Genomic DNA, 20669 nt, shown 5'->3' with positions numbered 1-20669 from the left:
TGGATGAATGCCGACGGATGCGGCGATGCCGTCTCAGCCTGGTAGTGACACGCCCACCCTGGCGCTCAAATCCCGACATATCGTACTTAAATGGACAGCACTAAGTTGTTGGGCGAGTTCCTGCGCGCACGGAGAGAGGTCATGACTCCCGCGCAGGCGGGGCTCCTCGACGGGGGCCCGCGCCGGACCCCGGGGTTGCGGCGCGAGGAGGTGGCGATGCTGGCCCACGTCAGCACGGATTACTACATCCGCCTCGAACAGGGCAGGGAGCGCCACCCGTCCGAGCGCGTGCTCGGAGCCCTTGCCCAGGTGTTCGGGCTGACTCTCGAGGCCACGGCCCACATGCACGCACTGGCCCATCCCATGCTCCAGCCCCGGCGGTCGCCGGCCCGGCGGGTCAGCCCTGCGCTGCGCACGCTGATCGGCGGCTGGCCCGTCACGCCCGCGCTGATCTGCGACGACCTCATGAACATCCTCGCCGCGAACTCCCTCGCCGACGCCCTGTACGGCGGGTTCGAGGACCGCGACAACCTGCTCCGCATGATCTTCCTGGATCCCGCGGCCCGCGAGTTCTATCCCGAGTGGGAGAAGTCGGCCCGTTCCAAGGTCGCCCACCTGCGCCTCGTCGCCGGGTCGCAGCTCGACGACCCCCGCCTGACCGAGCTCGTGGGAGAGTTGTCCGTCAAGAGCTCCGACTTCCGGAGGCTGTGGGCCCGCCACGACGTCTCGCCCAAGGTGGCCGAGGTCAAGCGCATGTGCCACCGGGAGGTCGGGGAACTGGAGCTGACCTGCGAGGTCTTCTCGGTGAACGGCTCCGACGGCCTACAGCTCATCACTTTGCTCGCCCAGCCGGGCAGCCCTTCGGAGCAGGCGCTGAAACTGCTGGGCAGCCTCGCCGCGCCCGTCCGTGGCTGAGATCGCTCTTCAACGGCTGTCGTCCCCGGACGGGTGGGCCGCGGCGCACGGGCTGTCCTCCCCGCGCTCTACCGGCTGCGCCACGCCGTGGAATGCGGCATCAACCTGCTCGAAGGCAACCGCGGCATGGCAACCCGTTACGACGAGCTCACCGTACGCTACGAAGCCGTCGTCATCATCGCCGCGATCAACCAGTGGCTCAACGCCTCATGAAACACGGTCCCGCTTGATCTTCAACCTTTCTCATCGGCCGTGCGGCCTGGGCCGATTCGGCTGAGCTGCCGATGATCGAGGGCACCGTGATCCGCCTGGAGATGGGCCATCTGCCGGCGGGGCGATCCCGAAGCCGGTGTGGCTGTGGTGGTCCCGTCGAGGTGGACCGGATGTGGCAGCTGGACCGGTCCGGCCCGGGCACCGAAACCTTTCCGGCCAGGACCGGGACGACCACTCGGGCGGCGCAACAACCGGCCCGTCCCACGCCACGACGTCTACACCGCCACCGGCCTGACCGCCGCGAAGACCCCTGCCCGGAAACCGACGACGAGGAAATCCGCTGACCCACGTCCGCGAGCATCCCGGCGAGTCCGCGACCTGCGTGCATGGTGGTCTCCTGTGTTCGGGCGTGTTCTCGTGGCGGGACCGGGTGTGCTCGCCCGATCACCGCCGGTGGACGACAGCGAAACCCACCCCGGCGGGTGTCCAACAGGAACTCGGCCAGACTCGGCCGAGCTCGGACACGCCGAGCAATCACCCGTACACTGTCTGTCGCAGCAGGCGAGGCCGAACGGCCCGGTCAGGAGAGGACAGGGTCCGGGAACGATGAGCGAGGCCCCTCAAGGCGACCAAGATCCTCGGCCCGAGGGCGGGCCGGAGTCGGTGACGTGTCACGAGGACCTGGTGAAACTGCTGGCCGAGCAGTTCGCGCGGGCCGACGTGTCACTTCGGGAGCTTCAGACGCGGGCGGACAGGGCGGGCGGAACGCGGCTGCCCCGCTCTACCTGCGCCGACATGCTGGCCGGTCGGCGCTTCCCCAAGAAGGCGGTGATGGTGGCGTTCCTCCGGGGCTGCCGCGTCCCCGACCATCAGCTCCCGGCGTGGGAACGGGCGTGGGAGCGGGTGCGGGTCAATCAGCTGCCCCCCGGGTCCACGGAGATCGCCGCCCAGGCCATGACCGTACCGGGCACCACGGGGACGGCCCGTGCCGCCGGCCGGCGTCGGCGCCGAGCCGCCCTGCTCACAGCGGTGACCGTGCTGACAGCCGCGGTGATCCTGAGCGTCGTCATCGCCCAGCGGGCGACGCCGCAACGCGGCGCCTCCGAAGAGGTGCCCGACCACATCGTCAATCCCGCCCACATCGTCAGCGACGACGGTCGTGCGTTCCCCCGTGGAGGGTGGAGCCGGTTCACCGTGACCGTCGACCCGGCCAATACGGGCGTACGGCTGATCCGCCGGCTGGATGCGGGCGTCGGTCTGCAACGTGCCACCATCAGCGTCAACGGGACCCCGGCCGCGGAATGGCGACCGCTGCTTGAGGACGGCATCTACAAGTGGCGAAACCAGATCGTCGCCCTCCCGCCGGATCTGACGACGGGGCGACGCTCGCTCACCATCGTCAACACGTGCGTGTCCCCCTCGGGCTTCAACGAGTTTCTCTACACCGTGCAGCACCAGGTCAACGGTGTCTGGTCGACCGCCGACACGGTCGACATCGGCCGCCATCACACCGCGAGCGAAGCCGCGCACGACTACCGCGTCGTCGGGGAAGACTGGGCCGAGACGCAGACCTTCGCCTATCCTCCGCGCAAGGAGGCCTGGAGCGTCCAGTGAGCCGCCTGTCCCGCGCGCCGCAGTCTGGTCGAGTCGAGACGTTGAAAGCTCAGTGCCGCCGTCGGATCGCCTGCGGAGTCTCGGGCACCTCACTGCTTTCGAGCGCCAGCACCGAGCGCTGTTGCGGGGTGGCAGGGCCGACGAACGTGTCACCCGCCCAGAGCCCGACCGGCCCCAGCAGGCGGAACTCGATGTCGTCCGGCTGGTGCGTCTTCGGGGACCGGCTGTGAGGCGCCGTCCTGTCCTCGCCCGCCGCACGGCCCATGGTGATCATCATATTCATCAGGCTGCGCGGTAGCCGGGCTGAAGTGCAGTCATGCGTCCGATACCCCGGCGGGGCCGCACGTCCGCATGATGGCCCGGAGAACCGGACAACCTCGAGGAAACCGATGGGCATTCAACTCCGGCGTGCGTGGGATCGCCTCGCGGTCCGCGACCCCGGGCTCATGCGTTCGACGACCGCGCTCGCGGCCGTCGCGGGCATCGCGCTCGCCCTGGCGGTCCTGGCCTTCCTGGACATGCCCGCCCCGTTCCTCGTCGCCGGCTGCTTCGCCCCCTTCACCGCTGCGCTGGCCATCGGCGACGGCTCTGCGCGGGATCAGGTCTTCGTGGTCGTCGCGGCCGTTCCCCTGGTGTTCGCCGTGCTGCCCGCGGGCGGTGCGCTGGCGCCCTTTCCCGTGATGGCCGAGGGCGTCTTCGTTGTGCTGATCTTCTGGGCGGTGTACATCCGCCGGTACGGGCCGCGGGGCCAGGCGCTTGGGATCTTCGCCTTCATGGCGTATTTCCTGACCCAGTTCCTGGACGCGCGGGTGAGTGATCTGCCCGGCTTGTACGCCGCCGTGGGCGTGGGCTTCGCCGCCCATGCGCTGGTGCGCTTCGGCCTGCTGCGGACGGGACCCGCGAGGACGCTGCGACGGCTGAGGCGGGCCTTCCACACGCACCTGGGACACGTCGTGCTCGGAGCGATCGAGGTGATGCGGGCGGGACGGGACGACGCCCGCCTTGCGCGGTCGCTGGAACGCCGGGTCGCCCGGCTGCACCGTGACGCGCTGCTGATCGCGGACCTCCTGGACCAGGACGTGGCCGAGCAGTCGTGGGAGCCCTCCGCGAACCGGGTGCTGAGGCGGGTCGCGCAGGCCGAGGTGGCCGCGCAGCGGCTGGCCGTGCTGATCGTCCGTTCCGCCTCGGCCGGGCCGGCGTGCGCACGCGCCCGGGAGCAGCTGGTCGCGGAGCTGCAGGATGTCCACGACCAGCTCATGCGCCCTCGTGACACGGACCACGACCGGGTCGACCGGCACCTCGGGGGCGCTCCTGACCCCTTCCCCGACGTGCGTCACGCGATCGGCGAGCTGACGCGGGCCGTGGCCGGACTCCGGCTGGTCGACGGCGCCCCGTACCGGCTGGGAGACGGCGGGCAGCCACCTCGTACCAGCCCTCGCGGGCTGAGGCGGGTCACGACGCGGCAGGCCGTCCAGGCCGCCGCGGCAGGGGCGATCGCCGTCGTGCTCGGGGAGCTGCTGTCCTCCGAGCGCTGGTACTGGGCCGTGCTCACCGCGTGGGTCGTCTTCGTCAACACCGAGAGCTCCCAGGAGATCCTGGTCCAGGGCTTCCAGCGGCTGCTGGGCACCGTCCTGGGCGTGGTGTGCGGGCCGGTGCTCGCCGCCGCGGGCGGGGGCGGCGTCCTGCCGGCGCTCTGTGTGTCGCTGGTCTGTGTCTACGGGATCTTCCGCACCCCGCCGCGTGCGTACTGGGCGGTCACCTTCTTCGTCACCTGCCTGATCGCCATGATGTTCGTCCTGCTCGGCACCTTCTCGGCCGAGCTCCTCGCGCTGCGCGTCCAGGAGACCGTCCTCGGGGCGCTGTGCGGGGTGCTCATGGGGACGCTCGTGCTGCCCACCACCGCGGGCCGGGCCGGCGCGGCGCGGTTGCTCGAGGTGTTGCGGGTCCTCCGGCGGACGCGCGTACGGGAAGGGGGCGCGCTGTTCGACCTCCGCGAGCTGGACGGGGCCATCGAGGAGCTGCGCGGTTCGCTTCGTCCGCTGACCCACCCGCTGAACCCGCGCCGCACCCGGCGTGCCCATGCCCACCGCCTGCTCGCGCTGCTGGAGTCGTGTGCCTATCACGCCCGCAGCCTCGCCGCCATGACCGCCGAACCAGCGGTTCAGCTGGGCGAAGCGGGGTGCGAGGTGCGTGCCGTCGAGCGCATCCGGGCCACGCTTGACCGGACGATCGCCCTGGTGGAGGCGGGCGGGTGGCCCGCGATCCCCTGTCACGATGGCCGCCGCACGCTGGCGCGGCTCGCCGCCGAGCGCCGGTGGGGCGGCGATCGCACCTCCTCCGCGGCGCACCGCGAACTGTTTCACCTGGAACGCCTGGACGAGGCGACGACCGAGCTCGCGGGGGCTCTCGGCGGGTCCCGCATCGGGTGCCCGGCGCGTTAGCCGGTCGTGCGGGTCCCCGTCTCCAGCACGTCGCGCAGCTGCGAGCGGGCGGTGACACCCAGCTTGGGAAAGGTGCGGTAGAGGTGGGAGCCGACGGTGCGCGGCGAAAGGAAGAGGCGTTCACCGATCTCCCGGTTGGTCAGCCCACGGGCGGCGAGCCGGACGATCTGCTGCTGTTGCGGGGAGAGTCCGGCGAAGGCGTCGGGGTCCGGGGTGTCGACGTCCAGACCGGCCGCCCGCAGCTCGGCCTGCGCGCGTTCCGTCCACGGGCGTGCGCCGAGGCGGCGGAAGATGTCGTACGCGGTGCTGAGGTACGGCCGCGCCTCGGCGATGCGGCGTCGGCGGCGCAGCCATTCGGCGTACTCCAGCAGCGCCTGCGCGCGCTCGAAGGGCCAGCGTTCCAGGGCCGGGTCGGCCAGGGCGGCCAGGAAGTCGGGCTCGGCGTGGCCGGGCTCGGCGAGCAGCGCGCGGCTGCGGTGGACCAGGGCCCGCAGGCGGGGCGAGCCTCCGCGCGCGAGAGCGCGGGCCGAGCGCTCGACGATCTCGACGGCTTCGGCGTGGTGCCCGCCGCGCGCGGCAGACGCGGCGAGCTCCGGCAGCGCCGGGTAGGAGGCGTGGTAGTGGACGGGGTCGCCGTCGGCGTCGAACACCATCCGCGCGTGCTCGTAGGCCGCCTCGTAATCGCCCTCGGCCAGGGCGGCGACGGCCAGGGCGCGGCGCGCGTAGATGGCGACCGACCGGCTCTCCAACGGGTTCACCAGGCTCAGCGCCTCCTCGGCGAGTGCGCGGGCACCCGCGGCGTCTCCGTGGGAGGCCTGGACCATCGCGTCGACGGCGCGCGCGCACGCGACGGCGTGGGCGAGCCCGGCCGCGACGGACAGCTCGGCGAGTTTCGCGCACACCGTCCGGGCCTGTTCCCAGTGGCCGTACTCGAAGTAGGCGAGCGCGACGACGCCGCCCATCCCGTCGGGTAGCGGTCCCGCGGCGCGCCACGACTGTACGGCCTCCTCGAACGTACGGACGGCCAGCGGCAGCTCATCCAGCACCCAGGCCGCGACGGCGAGCGCGGTCCGCCGTTCCGGACGGTCCCCGGCCGCGGCGATCAGGTCCGGCAGCCGGGGCACGAGCTCGCGCCCGCCGCCGAACGGGTCCGACACGATCCGCACCCAGTCCCGCAGCGGTCCGGCGGGCAGGCGGGGCAGGATCCGGTCGATCTCCCGCCGTTGGGACTCCTCGCCGGAGTAGAAGCGCAGCACGGCGGCGGTGGCGAGCGCGTCCAGCGCGGTGTCCGGACGCGTGGCGGCCAGGTCGTCGGCGATCGCGGCCAGGTCGGCGAAAGCGGTGCCGTGCTGCCTGGTCAGCGCGGCCAGCCGGCCGACGTGCAGGGAGGCCGCGGCGATCACGGCCGGGTCGTCGGTACGGTCGCGGGCCCGATCGGCCAGTTCCCGCACCCAGGACAGGTCCCCGGTGAAGACGGCCAGGCCGGCCGCGTCCGCGAGCAGCCGGGCACCCTCGTCGCGTCCGGGACGCAGCTCCGCCGCGCGGGCCAGCGCCTTGGCCGCCGCCGCGTAGCCACCTCGCCGACGCGCCCTACCGGCCGTGTGCTCCAGGGCCGCCGACACGTCGGCATCCGGGTGGAGGGTCGCGGCGGCGAGATGCCAGGCACGGCGGTCCGGTTCGTCGCGCAGGGCGTCGGCCAGCGCGCGGTGGGCCGCCATCCGGGCGTCGAACGACGCGGCGTGGTAGACCGCGGAACGGATCAGCGGGTGGCGGAACCGTGGGTGCCGGCCCGCCCGGCGGATCAGCCCGGACTCTTCGAGCGCGGGCCAGGCTTTGTCGTCGGCGTCGGGCAGCAGCGCCAGGACGGCGTCCGGGGGGTCCTCCACATCGGCGGCGGCCAGCAGCAGCAGGGCGCGCCGGCCGGCTTCCGGCAGCTCTGTCAGCCGGGCGGCGTAGACGTCCTCCAGGCGCTCGCCGACCGGCGGCGGACCATGATCGTCGAGCTCGGGACGAGCGTGTTCGGCCAGCTCGAGCAGGGCCAGCGGATTCCCCGCGGCCTGGTCGAGGACGCGTTTCCTGATCCTTCCCGTCAGGCCGGGCGAGTGCAGGTCGAGCAGCCGCCGGGACGCCACGTCGTCGAGCGGGCCCAGCCTGAGCGTCGGGAAATCCCGGTCGAGGCCGGGATCGCCGTCGCGTGCGGCGACCAGCACGGCAACCGGGTCGGCGTCCAGCCGCCGGGCGGCGAAGGCGAGGACGGCGGCGGAGGCGGAGTCGATCCACTGGGCGTCGTCGAGCACGACCAGGAGGGGCGCCCGCTCGGCGACCTGGGACAGGAGGGTCAGGACCGCGACGCCTGTCAGCAGGGGGTCGGGGGCGTCGGGCGCGAAGCCGAAAGCCCCCAGCAGCGCCAGGCGCTGCCTGTCCGGCAGGCCGGCCGCCTCGTGCAGCACCGGCCGCAGGAGCTGGTGGAGTCCCGCGAAGGCCAGGTCCCTCTCGGATCCGTGGCCGGTCGCGCGCAGCACCCGGTGGCCTGCCGCCTCGGCGCGGCGGACCGCTTCCTCCAGCAGGGTGCTCTTGCCCGTCCCCTCGGCTCCGGACAGGAGCAGGACGCGTCCGCCGCCGGACCCGTCGGCCACGAGGGCGGAGAGCCGCTCGATCTCGGCGTCCCGCCCGATGATCGGGTCGCGCGGCACCCGCTCGTCCATGGGCCTCCCTCGGGAAAACGCAGGTCCGTACCGCTTCCTTGTCACCGTAGCAACGGGTGCCGGACGGCAGATGCAGTCACCTGTCGCATACCGCTCGAACGGGGCGGCGGCGCACGATGGACGGGCGGCGGCTTCCACCGCGTTCACCACCACTCATCGATCAAGGAATACTCATGATCACCGATCAGATCACCCTGGGTGACGTCACGGTCACTCGGGTGTGGGAGTTCTACGGACCCGTCGCGATGACGCCCGGGACGTTCTTCCCGGAGAGCTCGCCACGCGCCTGGGAGGAGCACGCCTCCTGGCTGGAGCCGCACTTCGTGGACCCTGAGACGCGGATCGTCAACGCCGCGATCCAGACCTGGCTGCTGCGTAGCGAGGGCCGGAACATCCTCATCGACACCGGGGTCGGCAACCACAAGGAACGGCCCTACTCGCCGGTGTGGAGCCGCCTCGACACCGGCTTCCTGGACAACCTGGCCCGCGCCGGCGTACGGCCCGAGGACGTCGACCTCGTGGTGAACACCCACCTCCACGTGGACCACGTCGGCTGGAACACCTACCTGGACGGCCGGGCCTGGGTGCCGACCTTCCCCAACGCCACCTACCTCATGCCCAAGGCCGACTTCGACTTCTGGAACCCGGCGAACGAGCACAAGCCGCTGCTCGGCCGGGGCAACCAGAACGTGTTCGAGGACAGCGTCGCCCCCGTCCACGAGGCGGGCCTGACCACGCTGTGGGAGGACTCGTACACGATCGACGCCAACCTGCGCCTGGAGCCCGCGCCCGGTCACACCCCCGGGTCCTCCGTGGTGGTCCTCGAATCGGGTGCGGACCGCGCGGTGTTCGTCGGCGACCTGCTGCACAGCCCCGTGCAGTTCGTGGAGCCCGACACGAACAGCTGCTTCTGCGAGGACCCGGCCGGGGCCCGCGCGACCCGCCGCAGGGTGCTCGGCTGGGCCGCCGACCGCAACGCCCTGGTCGTCCCCGCACACCTGGGCGGGCAGGGGGCCGCCGAGGTGCGCCGCGAAGGGAGCGGGTTCGCCATCGAGGGCTGGGCGCCGTTCGCACCGCACGCCGAGAGCCTGGAGGACGCTCGATGAACCACCGTACGCGAGACGCCGCCGTCACCGCGCAGGGCGCCGTACGGGGCCTGCGCCGCGACGGGACGAGCGTCTTCCTGAACATCCCCTACGCCGCTCCACCGGTGGACGCCGCCCGATTCGCCGCCCCAAGGCCGCACGCCCCTTGGGACGGCGTGCGGGACGCCACCACGCCGGGTCCGACCGCGCCGCAAGCCGAACGCAGGCTCGGCAGCGTGGACATGACCCCGTACTTCGGGCCGGGCTGGATCCCCGGCGAGGACTTCCTGACCGTCAACGTGTGGACGCCGGAAGCCGGCGGCGCGCGGCTGCCCGTGATGGTGTTCGTGCACGGCGGCGGGTTCGTGGCGGGATCCACCCGGTCCGAGATCTACGACGGCGCCGCCTTCGCCCGCGACGGGGCCGTCCTGGTGACGCTGAACTACCGGCTGGGCGTCGCGGGTTTCCTCGACCTGCCCGGGGCGCCCGCCAACCGGGGCCTGCTCGACGTGATCGCCGCCCTGCGCTGGGTGCGGGAGAACATCGCCGCGTTCGGCGGCGACCCCGGCCGCGTCACGCTGTTCGGCCAGTCCGCGGGCGCCACGATCGTGGGCGGTGTGCTGGCCGCGCCGCAGGCCGAGGGGTTGTTCCGGCGCGCGATCGTGCAGAGCGGCAGCGGTCTGGGCGCCTTCACGTCCGAGCAGGCCGCCCGCGTGACCCGCGCCGCGGCCCGCGCCCTGGGGATCGAGCCGCACGCCGCCGCCTTCGCCGGCGTCCCCGACCAGCGGCTCGTCGAGGTCGTATCCGAACTGTCGGGCATCGACCTGCGGACCGAGCCCCACACGGACCCGCTCATCGGGCTCAGCGCATTCAGCGTCGTGCTCGACCGGCAACCGGCCGAGGCGGTCGCCGCGGGCCGCGGCGCGGGGGTGGACCTGCTGGTGGGCACCAACACGGAGGAAGGCAACCTCTATCTGGCGCCGTTCGGGAGCCTGTCCACGTCGACCGCGGCGGACGTGGACGCTGCCGCGGCCCGCTCGCACCCGGATCCGGCCCACCTCGTCGAGACCTACCGCAAGGCCAGGCCGGAGGCGTCCTTCGGGGAACTGCGCTCGGCCATCATGGGCGACGCCCTGTTCGGCGTGGGCAGCCGGCGCCTGGCCGACGCGCACGCGGGACGCGCGGACGCCGCCACTTACCGCTACTCATTCGCGTGGCGCTCGAACGCTCTGGGCGGCGAACTGGGTGCCACCCACGCTGTGGAGCTGCCGTTCGTCTTCGACGTCACCGGGCTGCCCCGGCTGCGCGGTCCCGAGGCCCTGCTCGGGCCGGACGAACCGCCCGCGGAGGCGGCCGCCCGCATGCATGCCGCCTGGGTCTCCTTCGCCACGACCGGCGACCCCGGCTGGGACCGCTACGACACCGGCCGCCGGGCCACCATGCGCATCGACGCGGAATGGAGCCTGGTGGACGACCCGCACGGCGAGGAGCTTCAGGCGTGGCTCTGACCCCATCGGCCCGGGATGCATGCAGTTCGCGGGCACCGCGCCCGGCTGGGGCCGCCGCGAGCTGATCGTCGAGGGGTCGGCCGGCGCGGCTAACCGGGTTGCGGAACGGGTTCGGGGACGACCATGGAGGCCACGTCAACCTTGGACTTCAGGTAGCCGAACTCGTACATCAGGTCGGCCACCCGCTGGATCCGCTTGGGGTTCAGCGAGGTCGGGAAGGTGCCCATCGCCATGGTCATCACCGCCTGCTTGGGCGTCTGCGTGTAGAGCGGGACGACCTCGGCCAGCTCGGCGCGGTTGGTGGCGGCCAGGCGCTGGGCCTTGGCGACCGCGCGCTGGAAGGCGGCGGTGGTCTTCGGGTGCTTGCTCACCCACTCCGCCGTGCCGGCCCAGCCGTCGATCGGCAGCGCGTCGGTCGGGCCGGTGTTGGTGTCGAGCAGCAGCCGGGCGCCGGCCTGCTGGGCGGCCGACAGGAACGGCTCCACCATCCAGGCCGCGTCCACCTTCTCGCTCGTCAGCGCGCCCAGCTGTGCCTGGAAATCGATGGCGACGAACTTCACCTGTTTCGGCGTTACTTCATACGCCTTCAAATGGGCGCTCATGGACATGGTGCCCAGGTTGTTCAGGGAGTTGACCGCGATCGTCTTGCCTTTGAGGTCTTTGGGGGTCTGCAGCGGGGAGTCCTTGCGTACCACGACGCCGGCGATGCCGGGCGCGCCCTGCAAAGTGTCTGAAAGGATCTTCAATTTGGCGGCACCGCTGCCCTGGATGTTGATGAGGGAGACGTAGCTGCCCTTGAATATGTCGATGCCGCCGTTGAGGATCTTCGGCATGACCTGCTGCGGGGCCTGGATGATCTCCGTCTTGACGGTCAGGCCCTCGGCCTTGAAGAAGCCCTTGCGATCGGCGATGAACACCGGTGCCGAGGAGGGAGTGGGGCTGACGCCGATGGTCAGCGCGGTCTTCTCCAGGTCTCCCGGCGCGCCCGGGTTCGCCGCGAGAGTGCTGCCGCCGCCGCACCCGGCGAGGGCGGCGGCGGCCAGGAACGCCAGGAACGCGCGAAAAGCAGAACCGGATTCCATTGAGGGTTTCTCCTTGGCGAGTCCACGCATCCGAAAGGCCGCCGGTGATCGTACAGCAGGATCTGCGGCAATTGCCATGAAATGTCATGAGTCATGACTCGGTGGAACATTACGGGTTGTCCAAAAGTGTCCTATTTCTGGCAACCTTGGGCAGATAGGAGGGATTCCAGGTCAATCGGCCATTCCAATGGAAGTCATGGTCTTTGTAAGGTTGGCCTACCTCGTCGGTGTGTGCTCAAATTGCTCTTCGTCTCGTGGCGCGCATCACGCGCCTCGCATGCCGGCGTGCGTTCAGGCGACAGAGTGGGGAGCCAGTGACGAAGCAACCGACCGCGCGCCGCCCTCGCCCCCGATTAGCGCACGTCCGCAGGAGGCAGAAGCGCAGGCTGCGACTGCGTGACTGGCGGGTGCGGGCGCGTCTCGTCGCCCTGATCCTCATCCCCACCGGGGTGGGCGTCGTGCTCGGAGCCCAGCAGGTGATCACCTCGTGGGCCGCGGCGGGCCAGTACCAGCGCGTGCTGGAGAAGGCCGAGCTCGGTGACACCGTCATCGAGTTGACCCACCAGCTCGCCCGCGAGCGCGACCTCGCGGTCTACTTCGTGGCCACCGGCCGTTCGGCCGCGCGCGCGGAGCCGCTGCGCAGGCAGTTCGCCCCCGTCGACGAGGCGGTCGCCACCGTACGCGCGAAGGCCCAGGCGATCACCCCCGACCACGGCGAGAGCGCCTGGACCATCACCCAGCAGATGATCAGCCGCCTGCCGGAGATCCCCGCGACCCGCGGCATCGTGCAGTCCACCCAGTTGCTCGCGCTGCCGGCGCTGACCAAGTACTCCCAGATCATCAACGCCTTCCAGCAGTTCCACGACCAGATCGCCCAGGGCGGCGACCAGGAGGCCCTGGGCAACAGCGTCCGCGCGCTGGCGGCCCTGTCCAAGGCGCACGACGCCGCCTCGCAGCAGCGCGGCCTGCTCGCCGCGGTGGCCTCGGCGGGCCGCTTCCAGAGCGGCGAGCTCGAACGCTTCATGGCCGCACGGGCCCAGCAGGAGAGCGAGATCGCCGTGTTCAGGTCGGTGGCCACGCTGGACCAGCTGCAGACCTACGACGACACCGTCACCGGCACGCTGGTGGACCGCGCCGAGGCGATCAGGCTGCGCGCGCTGGCCCAGGTCACCGAGGGCGGCCGGGTCGATCTCGACCCGGGCCGCGAGGACGACGCCGAGCGCTGGTTCGAGGCGATCAGCGGCACCGTGGACGGCATGTGGACCGTCCAGCGGCGGCTCGGCGAGTCGATCAACGTGCAGAGCCGCACGCTGCAGGACTCCGCGCGCCGCGACGCGCTGCTGGCCGCCACCTACAGCCTCCTGCTGCTGCTCGCGGTCCTGATGGTCACCGCCATCATGGCCCAGTCGCTGGTCAGGCCGCTGCGCCGGCTGCGCACCGAGGCCCTGCACATCGCCGGGGTACGCCTGCCCCGGACCGTGCGCTCGCTGCACGAGGCCGGCGACGAGACCACTGTGGCCATCCCGCCCATCGGGGTCGACTCCCTGGACGAGGTCGGCGAGGTCGCGCGGGCCTTCGACGAGGTCCACCGCGAGGCCGTCCGGCTGGCCGGCGAGGAGTCCAGGCTGCGCGCCAACGTCAACGCCATGTTCGTCAGCCTGTCCAGGCGCAGCCAGACCCTGGTGCAGCGGCAGATCAAGCTCATCGACGGACTGGAGCGGGGCGAGCAGGACGAGCAGCGGCTGGCCAGCCTGTTCACGCTCGACCACCTGGCCACGCGCATGCGGCGCAACAACGAGAACCTGCTGCTCCTGGCCGGTCAGGAGCCTCCCAGACGCTGGAACAAGCCGGTCAGCGTGGCCGACGTCGTACGCGCCTGCCTGTCGGAGGTGGAGAACTACGAGCGGGTCACGCCCCGGGTCGCCACCCGCAGCGCCGTCTCGGGGCAGGCGGTCAACGACATCATCCACCTGCTGGCCGAGCTGGTGGAGAACGCGCTGTCGTTCTCGCCCCAGACCACGTCCGTCGTCGTCACCGCCGCCGCCATCGAGGGCGGCGGCGCCGTGCTGTCCATCACCGACAGCGGCATCGGCATGGTCCCCGACGAACTGGCGCAGGCCAACGAGCGCCTCTCCAACGTGCCCACGGTGGACGTGTCGGTCTCGCGGCGCATGGGGCTGTTCGTGGTCGCCCGGCTGGCCCACCGCCACGGCATCCGGGTGCAGCTGCACCTCAACGACTCCAAGGGGCTGACCGCGACGGTGTTCCTGCCGGAGGCGCTGCTGCAGCCGCCCGCCCAGCCGACGCCGGCGGCGTCCTTCGGGCGGCCGTTCGACATCTCCGACTCCTGGGTCACCCCTCCCCCGCCCGTGGTCCCGTCCCCGCGGCCGTACTCGCCGGCCGTGGGGACGGGTTCGGCCGACTGGCCGTCGTTCGCCACCGATCCCGGGCCCGACACGTCCTCGGCAGACTGGTCGGCGGCCTCCATCTGGCCGGGGATGTTCGACACGCCCGGGGCCAGGGCGCGCTTCGACCTCCTGCGCGGCGGCCCGGGCCCGGTCCCGGGAGGCCCGTCCTTCGGCGGCACGGCCCCAGGCCCGGTCCCGGGAAGCCCGGCGTTCGGTGGCGCGGCGCCGGGCCCGATCGCGAGCGGTCCAATCGCGAGCGGCCCGGTCCCAAACGGGGCCGTCCCCGCCAGGGCTATCTCCGTGGATCCGCTCGGCACGGGGCTGGGCGTCGCGCCCGTCCCCGACCCCGACGGCTACCTGCCGATCTTCGCGGCGGTGAAGTCGGCCTGGTTCAACCACGACACCTCCGACGGCGCCTGGAGCTCGCCCCAGGCCGACGCCGGGTGGAGCGCGGCCGAGGCCGCCGCCAGCCCGGCCAACGACGGCACCACCGCCTCCGGCCTGCCCAAGCGCGTGCCCAAGGCCAATCTGGTGCCCGGCAGCGCCGACAATCCCTCGGTGCCCAAGGGCGTCGCCCCCATCCCGCAGATCTCGCCCGAGCAGGTCCGCGACCGCATGGCCAGCTACCAGCAGGGGTTCCGAGCGGCCCGCGACGACATCTGCATGCGCAGCATCCCTCCCTTCGATGCAGGGAGCACGACCCGCGAGGAAGGCCCATGACCCGCAACAGCAATCTCGACTGGCTGATCACCGACTTCGCCCGGTCGGTCCCCGGCGTCGCCCACGCGGCGGTCGTCTCCTCCGACGGGTTGCCGCTCGCCGTCTCGGCCGGTTTCCCGCCCGAACGCGCCGAGCAACTGGCCGCCGTCGCCTCGGGCCTGGCCAGCCTGACGCAGGGCGCGGCCACGCTGTTCGAGGGCGGGCCGGTCGTCCAGACCGCCATTGAGATGCAGCGCGGGCTCATGCTGAACGTGGCCATCAGCGACGGCTCCTGCCTGGCCGTGCTGGCCACCCCCGACTGCGACATGGGCGTGGTGGCGTACCAGATGACGCTCCTGGCCGACCGGGCCGGACAGGTGCTCACCCCGGCCCTTCGCGCCCGGCAGTCCTGGTGAGTGGACATGACCGACCCGCCCTGGAGCGGCGGCTGGCGGCCGCCGCCCGACCCCGACGAGCAGGACCCGGATTCGCCGGTCCGGCCTTACGCCGTCACCGGCGGGCGCACCGCGCCGCGCATCAAGCTGGCGATGGAGGCCCTGGTGTGCTCCGCCGACGCGCCGCCGCACACCTTCGCCCTGATCACGCCCGAGTACGCCGCCATCAGCGAGCTGTGCCGGCAGGTCCGGTCGGTGGCCGAGGTGGCGGCGGTGCTGCAGATCCCGCTCGGGGTCGCCCGCGTCCTGATCGCCGACATGGCGGCCGAAGGGCTGCTGCACCTGTACCACCCGCGCCTGCCCGGCGGGCGGCCGGAGGCCGGCCTGCTGGAACGGGTGCTCAGCGGGCTGCAGCGGCTCTGAGCCCGGCGTCCACGGGCTGACGGCCGCCACGCCGCCTCACGCGCCGGCGGGACGGCCCGGCCAGGCGGCCAGCACCTCTTCGGCGAGTTCCGCCGCCGACCGGCCGTCGGTGTCGAGGCGGAGGTCGCCCGTGCCGGCGTGCTCCAGGGCCTCGGCCTCACGGGCCGCCCGTTCGGCGGCCCGTCGCAGGGCGCCGGGATCCAGCCCCTTCAGCTCGTCGCCGGGGATGGCCGGCCCTCCGCCCTGCCCGCGCAGCATCACCCGTTCGGCCAGCGTGCCGGGGCCGGCGTGCAGGCGGCACACCGTCAGCGCGGCTCCGGGGAGGGAGTCCGCGTAGGTGTCGAGGCCGGCGTCGCCGGAGACGATCAGGCAGCGGGCTCCGGCAGCCCGGTAGCCGGACCACAGGGCGGCGAGGTTGCCCGCTCTGAGCCGCCGAGCGTCCTCGGTGACGGGACGGAGCACGCCGATCTGCTGGAGATCGACGTAGGCGGCCGGGACGCCGCTCCTGATGAGGCGCGAGAAGACCTCGTACGCGACCGTGGACTTGCCGACGGCGGTCGCGCCGGAGAACCACAGCACCGGCACCCGCGCGAGCGGCCATCCCCCGGCCCGGGCGAGGACCGTCCTGGCCGCCTCCGCGATCGAGAGCCCGTCGGTGTCCACGCACACGTCGGCAAAGTCCGTACGCTCTAGGGCCTCCGCATCCGCGATGGCCTGCTCGACCAGGTCGGGGCGCCAGCCCCTGGCGAGGAAGCGCTCCTTGAGCTCGGCCTGGCCGACCCGCAGCCGGCACAGCGTCAGCGCGGCGTCCGGGAGCAGGCGGGTGTACTGGCGGACCTCTTCGTCGGTGAAGACGAAGCCCGACAGGACCACGCACTGGGCGCCTTCCCGGCGGAAGTTCGGCCACATCGCCGCCAGGTGGCGCGCCCGTACGGGGTGCGTGCCGCCCTCGGGGAGCGGGTGGAACATGCTGATCTGGTCGCCGTCGACGAACGCCGTCCTGACGCCGCTCCGGCTGAGCTGGTTGAACACCTCCCAGCCGACCGTCGACTTGCCGACGCCCGACGGACCGCAGAGCCACAGCAGGGGCAGCCGATCATCGCTCATCCACGCGACCGTAGTCGGCCCCCGCCCTGCCCGGCGACCCCTTTTCGGAGGGCAGGGTCAGCGGGTGGGCGGGACGAACTCGGGCTGGTCGATCACGCGCAGCCAGCTCCCGTCCGGCTGGCGGCGTACGACCTGGGCCCGCGCCCCGGCCCCGTCCCTCGGCGGGGTGGAGGTGAGCGCGATGTCGCCGTGGATCAGCGTCGGCAGCGGCTGCTCGGGCTCGAAATGCGGCCGCCCGGCCAGCACCTTCTCCCACAGCTCGCGGATCGCCTCCCGGCCCACCGTCTGGCTGCCCGGCGGGTAGGCCAGCACCGCGTCCTCCTCGTACAGCGCCGCCACCCCGGCCGCGTCACCGGCGTTGGACCGCTCGACGAACAGGCGGGTGATCTCCTCCGGCCGCATGGCCTTCTCGTATTCCGTCATGTTTTCCACCCTGCCCGGCCACCCATCAGAAGTCCAACAGATGGTTCTGATGGAAGCTAGAATCTCTGGTTATGGAACTGAGGCAGCTGGAGTACTTCGTCGCGGTCGCCGAGGAGCAGAACTTCACCCGGGCCGCCGAGCGGGTGCACATCAGCCAGTCCGGCGTCAGCGCCCAGATCCGCCAGCTCGAGCGCGAGCTCGGCGCCGAGCTGTTCGACCGCTCGGGCCGCACCGCGACGCTGACCGTCGCGGGCCGGGCGGCTCTGGAGCACGCCCGGGCCGCGCTCGCGGCGGCGGGGGCGGTCGGCGAGGCGGTGGGCGAGGTGACCGACCTGATCCGGGGGCGGCTCACGGTCGGGATGGTGATCGGCTGCACGGTCACGCCGCTGTTCGACGCGCTCGCCGCCTTCCACCGGGCGCATCCCGGCGTGGAGCTCTCCCTGCTGGAGGACAACTCGGACCGCCTCATCGACGGGGTCCGCGCCGGCACGATCGACCTGGCCCTGGTGGGCACGGCCACCGACGCCCTCGACGGGCTGGAGGCGCTCACGATCATCAGCGAGCGCCTCGTCGTGACCGTCCCGCCCGGCCACCCCCTGGCCGAGCTGCCCCAGGTCGGCCTGCGCGACCTGGAGGCGTACCCGATCGTGTGCATGCCGCCCGGCACCGGGCTGCGCGCGGTGTTCGACCGGGCCTGCGTCGCGCAGGGCCGCAGGCCCGTGATCGCCCTGCAGGCCAGCGCCGCCGACGCCATCGCCGACCTCGCCGCCCGCGGCGTCGCCGTCGGCGTCCTCAGCGACTCCATGGCCGCCCGCCACCGCGACCGGCTCATCGCCCGCACCCTCGCCGACGTCGAGGCGCCCGCCCTGCTGGCGCTGGTCTGGCGCACCGGCCACGGCCCGGCCGTACGGGAGCTCCTGGCCCGCGGCCGGCAAGCCTTCGGGACCTCCGCCGCGACCACGGCAGCGGTCAGCCGGTGAGCTCGCTGAAGAGACGCAGGGCCCCCTTGACGCCTTCCGGGGAGAAGAGAGCGTCGAGGCCGTCGGTGGCGAAGCGGGCCAGGCGCGCCGCACGGGGGAACATGACGCTCTCGTAGGCGCGGACCGCCGCGTCCACGTCGGGCTCGGCGGCCAGGGCGTCGGCCAGCTCGGCGCCGTCGAGCATGGCGAGGTTGGCGCCCACGCCCAGCGGCGGCATCAGGTGGGCGGCGTCGCCCAGCAGCGTGCGGCCCGGGGTGTGCGGCCAGGAGTGGCCGACGGGCAGCGTGAACAGCGGGCGGGACTCGAACGGCTCGTCGGCCTCCAGCAGGAGCGCGCGTACGCTCTCCGCCCAGCCGTCGAACATCGACAGCACCTCGGAGACCGGCCGGTCCTGAGGACCGCGGTAGGCGGCGTAGACGCGGATGCGGCCGTTGCTGTTGCGCTGGGCGAGCACGGCCTTGTCGGGGCCGTAGGCCGACATGGTGCCGTTGCCGACCATGCGCGCCAGCTCGGGGTGGCGGGCCTCCTCGAAGCCGGTCTCGACGAAGCTGACGCCAGTGTAGGCGGGCGTCACCTCCGACAGGCCGGGACGCACCCGGGACCAGGCCCCGTCCGCGCCCACGACCAGGTCGAACTCCTCGCTGGAGCCGTCAGGGAAGAGCACGCTCCGCCCGGCGGCCCCCTCCACGGCGTGGCCCCAGCGGATGGTGCCGTCGGCGAGCGAGCCGATGAGCAGGCCGCGCAGCTGCCCCCGGTCGATCTCCGGCATGCTCTCGTCGCCGTCGGCGGGCTGCTCGTGGTGGAGCAGGGTCCCGTGCTCGTCGTGGATCCGCTTCTCCTGCCCTTCCGGCCGGGCCAGCGCGCGGAACTCGTCGAGCAGCCCGGCCTTGGCCAGCGCGGTCTGTCCGGAGCCCGCGTGCATGTCGAGGGTGCCGCCTTGGGAGCGGGAATCGGGTGACGGCTCGCGTTCGAAGACGGTGACGGGCAGGCCGTGGACCTGCAGGACGCGGGCCAGGGTGAGGCCGCCGAGCCCGGCTCCGACGACGGCGATGCGGGGAGAGGTCATGGGACGATCCTTTCGATACAATGTATTTGTCAATACACTGTATCGACCATAGACGGTGTATTCTCGTTACTCAAGGAGGTGAGCCCATGCTCGTCTGGGAGCGGCCCGAGCCGCCGAGCAGGCCCACGCCGAGCCCGCTGAGCAGGGAGCGGATCGTGCGCGCGGCCATCGACCTCGCCGACCGCGAGGGGCTCGACGCGGTGTCGCTGCGCAAGGTCGCCGCCGCGCTCGACGCGGGCCCCATGCGCCTGTACGGCTACCTGTCCACCAAGGAAGAGCTGCTGGACCTCATGGTGGACGAGGTGTACGGCGAGATCGTGCCGTCAGAGCCGCCCGGCGGCGACTGGCGGGCGGCGCTGCGGGATCTCGCCCGGCTCACCAGGCAGGCGGCGCTGCGCCACGAGTGGTTCGCCGACCTGCTGGGCGGGCGGCCCAATCTGGGGCCCAACGCGCTGGCCTACCTGGAGACCTCCCTGGCCGCGCTGGGGGACGTGCCGGTCGCCACGGTGATGCGGGTCGTCGGCACCGTCAACGCGTACGTGATGGGCGCGGTCCGCCTCGAGATCACCGAGCGGCGGGCCGAGCGCGCCAGCGGCCTGGACGAGCGGGAGTGGCAGAGCACCGTCGGCCCGTACCTCACCCGGATGCTGGCCACCGGCCGCTACCCGGCGGTGGCCAGGGTCGTCACGGGCGACGACGTCCAGCCCGACTTCGACGAAGGTCTCGACTGGGTGCTCGACGGGGTCGCCCCGCGCGTCACCGGCGCGCCATGATCCGCATCGCCTGCCGTACGACCTCGGCCTGCGCGGGGGCGAGCCCGTCGAGGAACGGCTCGACCGCCGCCGGGTCCCAGCCGGGCGGGCCGGAGCCGGCCAGCAGGTGCACCATGCTGTAGTCGGCCAGCGACTCCGCCAGCGGCCCCACCCGCGGATCGTCCGGTGAGGCGTCGGCCAGCGCGTCGAGCCTGCGGTAGAAGTCGTGGCCGCGTGCCGTCATCTCGGGGTCGGCGGCCAGCGCGTCGAACATCCCGAACGCCCGCTTCCGATCGCCGCTCGTCGCCATGCTGTCCATCAGCACCAGCAGATCGCGGTCCCAGGCCGCCGCCTTCGACGCCGGGAGCTCCACCGTGCGCAGGAACGCCAGCAGATCGGGCGATGAGGTGTCGTCGGGGCCCAGCGACCCGGTCTCGGCCTGCTTGAGCACCTCGGCCAGCCGCCCGCGGCGCAGCTGGATCTCGTGCTCCTGGCGGGCCAGGTCCGCGTCGATCTCGGCGAGGATGTCGGACAGCTCGCGGGAGCGGTCGTCCGCGATGACGTCGCGCGCCTCCTCCAGGCTCAACCCGAGCTCCACCAGGCGCCGCACGCGGGCCAGGGCGATGGCGTCGCGCATGCCGTACTCGCGGTAGCCGTTGGCCAGGCGCGGCGGCTCCGGCAGGATGCCTTGCTGGTGGTAGTAGCGCACCGTCCGGGTGGACACCCCGAGCAGCGCGGCGAGCTCTCCGATCCGCATACCCCACGATAAATCAATGGCAGGTGCCACTGCGCACCGGCTACTGTCAGGTTCGTCGGAAGAACGAAAGGAAAGGCCTCCCATGCGATTCGCAGC

The 20669-nt window shown here is 72.5% G+C and carries 18 protein-coding genes; 11 read left to right on the top strand and 7 right to left on the bottom strand.

The window, feature by feature from the left end; all coding sequences use genetic code 11:
- The first annotated feature begins 90 nt into the window (after positions 1 to 90).
- The 3 genes from AB0J87_RS38295 to AB0J87_RS38285 all read left to right on the top strand — a co-directional run bounded on the left by AB0J87_RS38295 (position 91) and on the right by AB0J87_RS38285 (position 2742).
- On the top strand, positions 91 to 915 hold the full coding sequence (locus AB0J87_RS38295; protein WP_363973758.1) for a helix-turn-helix transcriptional regulator: 825 nt from the start codon (positions 91 to 93) through the stop codon (positions 913 to 915).
- Between the two features lie 33 nt (positions 916 to 948).
- Positions 949 to 1128 carry a hypothetical protein gene (locus AB0J87_RS38290; protein WP_363973755.1) on the top strand — a complete coding sequence of 60 codons (180 nt, stop codon included), beginning with the start codon at positions 949 to 951 and terminating at the stop codon, positions 1126 to 1128.
- Positions 1129 to 1812: 684 nt separating this feature from the next.
- Complete coding sequence (locus AB0J87_RS38285; RefSeq protein ID WP_363973753.1) at positions 1813 to 2742, top strand: hypothetical protein; 930 nt, start codon at positions 1813 to 1815, stop codon at positions 2740 to 2742.
- 49 nt (positions 2743 to 2791) lie between these two features.
- On the opposite strand, the gene AB0J87_RS38280 is transcribed toward AB0J87_RS38285, so the two are convergent.
- Positions 2792 to 3019: a hypothetical protein gene (locus AB0J87_RS38280; protein WP_363973750.1), complete on the bottom strand. Its 228-nt coding sequence runs from the start codon at positions 3017 to 3019 to the stop codon at positions 2792 to 2794.
- A gap of 112 nt (positions 3020 to 3131) precedes the next feature.
- Here AB0J87_RS38280 and AB0J87_RS38275 point away from each other — a divergent pair, with 112 nt between their 5' ends.
- The gene (locus tag AB0J87_RS38275) at positions 3132 to 5183 is read left to right on the top strand and encodes an FUSC family protein (protein ID WP_363973747.1); all 2052 of its coding nucleotides are present in this window, start codon (positions 3132 to 3134) and stop codon (positions 5181 to 5183) included.
- Here AB0J87_RS38275 and AB0J87_RS38270 read toward each other — a convergent pair.
- Positions 5180 to 7888: an AAA family ATPase gene (locus AB0J87_RS38270; RefSeq protein ID WP_363973744.1), complete on the bottom strand. Its 2709-nt coding sequence runs from the start codon at positions 7886 to 7888 to the stop codon at positions 5180 to 5182. The two genes, AB0J87_RS38275 and AB0J87_RS38270, sit on opposite strands and share 4 nt — an antisense overlap.
- A gap of 173 nt (positions 7889 to 8061) precedes the next feature.
- Here AB0J87_RS38270 and AB0J87_RS38265 point away from each other — a divergent pair, with 173 nt between their 5' ends.
- Complete coding sequence (locus AB0J87_RS38265) at positions 8062 to 8994, top strand: MBL fold metallo-hydrolase (protein ID WP_363973741.1); 933 nt, start codon at positions 8062 to 8064, stop codon at positions 8992 to 8994.
- Positions 8991 to 10481: a carboxylesterase family protein gene (locus tag AB0J87_RS38260; RefSeq protein WP_363973739.1), complete on the top strand. Its 1491-nt coding sequence runs from the start codon at positions 8991 to 8993 to the stop codon at positions 10479 to 10481. Before AB0J87_RS38265 ends, AB0J87_RS38260 begins: the two co-directional genes overlap by 4 nt.
- Positions 10482 to 10570: 89 nt before the next feature.
- Here the strand turns inward: AB0J87_RS38260 and AB0J87_RS38255 are convergent, their stop codons facing one another.
- The gene (locus AB0J87_RS38255; RefSeq protein WP_363973736.1) at positions 10571 to 11563 is read right to left on the bottom strand and encodes an ABC transporter substrate-binding protein; all 993 of its coding nucleotides are present in this window, start codon (positions 11561 to 11563) and stop codon (positions 10571 to 10573) included.
- 314 nt (positions 11564 to 11877) lie between these two features.
- Here AB0J87_RS38255 and AB0J87_RS38250 point away from each other — a divergent pair, with 314 nt between their 5' ends.
- The 3 genes from AB0J87_RS38250 to AB0J87_RS38240 are packed head-to-tail and all read left to right on the top strand — an operon-like array spanning position 11878 to position 15488.
- Complete coding sequence (locus tag AB0J87_RS38250; protein ID WP_363973733.1) at positions 11878 to 14691, top strand: nitrate- and nitrite sensing domain-containing protein; 2814 nt, start codon at positions 11878 to 11880, stop codon at positions 14689 to 14691.
- Positions 14688 to 15086, top strand: coding sequence for a roadblock/LC7 domain-containing protein (locus tag AB0J87_RS38245; protein WP_363973731.1), 399 nt, complete (start codon positions 14688 to 14690; stop codon positions 15084 to 15086). The genes AB0J87_RS38250 and AB0J87_RS38245 overlap by 4 nt, the downstream gene beginning before the upstream one ends.
- 6 nt (positions 15087 to 15092) lie before the next feature.
- On the top strand, positions 15093 to 15488 hold the full coding sequence (locus AB0J87_RS38240) for a DUF742 domain-containing protein (RefSeq protein WP_363973728.1): 396 nt from the start codon (positions 15093 to 15095) through the stop codon (positions 15486 to 15488).
- Between the two features lie 36 nt (positions 15489 to 15524).
- On the opposite strand, the gene AB0J87_RS38235 is transcribed toward AB0J87_RS38240, so the two are convergent.
- Both AB0J87_RS38235 and AB0J87_RS38230 read right to left on the bottom strand, forming a co-directional pair.
- Complete coding sequence (locus AB0J87_RS38235; protein WP_363973725.1) at positions 15525 to 16595, bottom strand: adenylyl-sulfate kinase; 1071 nt, start codon at positions 16593 to 16595, stop codon at positions 15525 to 15527.
- Between the two features lie 57 nt (positions 16596 to 16652).
- Positions 16653 to 17018 carry a nuclear transport factor 2 family protein gene (locus AB0J87_RS38230; protein WP_363973722.1) on the bottom strand — a complete coding sequence of 122 codons (366 nt, stop codon included), beginning with the start codon at positions 17016 to 17018 and terminating at the stop codon, positions 16653 to 16655.
- A gap of 71 nt (positions 17019 to 17089) precedes the next feature.
- Here AB0J87_RS38230 and AB0J87_RS38225 point away from each other — a divergent pair, with 71 nt between their 5' ends.
- Complete coding sequence (locus tag AB0J87_RS38225) at positions 17090 to 17998, top strand: LysR substrate-binding domain-containing protein (protein WP_363973719.1); 909 nt, start codon at positions 17090 to 17092, stop codon at positions 17996 to 17998.
- Here the strand turns inward: AB0J87_RS38225 and AB0J87_RS38220 are convergent.
- Positions 17988 to 19064 carry an NAD(P)/FAD-dependent oxidoreductase gene (locus AB0J87_RS38220; RefSeq protein ID WP_363973716.1) on the bottom strand — a complete coding sequence of 359 codons (1077 nt, stop codon included), beginning with the start codon at positions 19062 to 19064 and terminating at the stop codon, positions 17988 to 17990. The genes AB0J87_RS38225 and AB0J87_RS38220 overlap by 11 nt on opposite strands.
- An 86-nt stretch (positions 19065 to 19150) precedes the next feature.
- Between AB0J87_RS38220 and AB0J87_RS38215 the strand changes: the two genes are divergently transcribed.
- Positions 19151 to 19837 carry a TetR/AcrR family transcriptional regulator gene (locus AB0J87_RS38215; protein WP_363973713.1) on the top strand — a complete coding sequence of 229 codons (687 nt, stop codon included), beginning with the start codon at positions 19151 to 19153 and terminating at the stop codon, positions 19835 to 19837.
- Here the strand turns inward: AB0J87_RS38215 and AB0J87_RS38210 are convergent.
- Positions 19821 to 20573 carry a MerR family transcriptional regulator gene (locus AB0J87_RS38210; RefSeq protein ID WP_363973710.1) on the bottom strand — a complete coding sequence of 251 codons (753 nt, stop codon included), beginning with the start codon at positions 20571 to 20573 and terminating at the stop codon, positions 19821 to 19823. The genes AB0J87_RS38215 and AB0J87_RS38210 overlap by 17 nt on opposite strands.
- Between the last annotated feature and the right edge of the window lie 96 nt (positions 20574 to 20669).

Source organism: Nonomuraea sp. NPDC049625, from assembly GCF_040675285.1.
Lineage (GTDB): Bacteria > Actinomycetota > Actinomycetes > Streptosporangiales > Streptosporangiaceae > Nonomuraea > Nonomuraea angiospora_A.
This window is presented reverse-complemented; position numbering and strand designations above follow the sequence as displayed.

Bases quoted from the DNA above. Each gene is read 5' to 3' on its own strand.
- AB0J87_RS38280 (WP_363973750.1), bottom strand. From the start codon at position 3,019: ATGATGATCACCATGGGCCGTGCGGCGGGCGAGGACAGGACGGCGCCT.
- AB0J87_RS38255 (WP_363973736.1), bottom strand. From the start codon at position 11,563: ATGGAATCCGGTTCTGCTTTTCGCGCGTTCCTGGCGTTCCTGGCCGCC.
- AB0J87_RS38275 (WP_363973747.1), top strand. From the start codon at position 3,132: ATGGGCATTCAACTCCGGCGTGCGTGGGATCGCCTCGCGGTCCGCGAC.
- AB0J87_RS38265 (WP_363973741.1), top strand. From the start codon at position 8,062: ATGATCACCGATCAGATCACCCTGGGTGACGTCACGGTCACTCGGGTG.
- AB0J87_RS38295 (WP_363973758.1), top strand. From the start codon at position 91: ATGGACAGCACTAAGTTGTTGGGCGAGTTCCTGCGCGCACGGAGAGAG.
- AB0J87_RS38245 (WP_363973731.1), top strand. From the start codon at position 14,688: ATGACCCGCAACAGCAATCTCGACTGGCTGATCACCGACTTCGCCCGG.
- AB0J87_RS38240 (WP_363973728.1), top strand. From the start codon at position 15,093: ATGACCGACCCGCCCTGGAGCGGCGGCTGGCGGCCGCCGCCCGACCCC.
- AB0J87_RS38225 (WP_363973719.1), top strand. From the start codon at position 17,090: ATGGAACTGAGGCAGCTGGAGTACTTCGTCGCGGTCGCCGAGGAGCAG.
- AB0J87_RS38220 (WP_363973716.1), bottom strand. From the start codon at position 19,064: ATGACCTCTCCCCGCATCGCCGTCGTCGGAGCCGGGCTCGGCGGCCTC.
- AB0J87_RS38260 (WP_363973739.1), top strand. From the start codon at position 8,991: ATGAACCACCGTACGCGAGACGCCGCCGTCACCGCGCAGGGCGCCGTA.
- AB0J87_RS38210 (WP_363973710.1), bottom strand. From the start codon at position 20,573: ATGCGGATCGGAGAGCTCGCCGCGCTGCTCGGGGTGTCCACCCGGACG.
- AB0J87_RS38235 (WP_363973725.1), bottom strand. From the start codon at position 16,595: ATGAGCGATGATCGGCTGCCCCTGCTGTGGCTCTGCGGTCCGTCGGGC.
- AB0J87_RS38270 (WP_363973744.1), bottom strand. From the start codon at position 7,888: ATGGACGAGCGGGTGCCGCGCGACCCGATCATCGGGCGGGACGCCGAG.
- AB0J87_RS38215 (WP_363973713.1), top strand. From the start codon at position 19,151: ATGCTCGTCTGGGAGCGGCCCGAGCCGCCGAGCAGGCCCACGCCGAGC.
- AB0J87_RS38230 (WP_363973722.1), bottom strand. From the start codon at position 17,018: ATGACGGAATACGAGAAGGCCATGCGGCCGGAGGAGATCACCCGCCTG.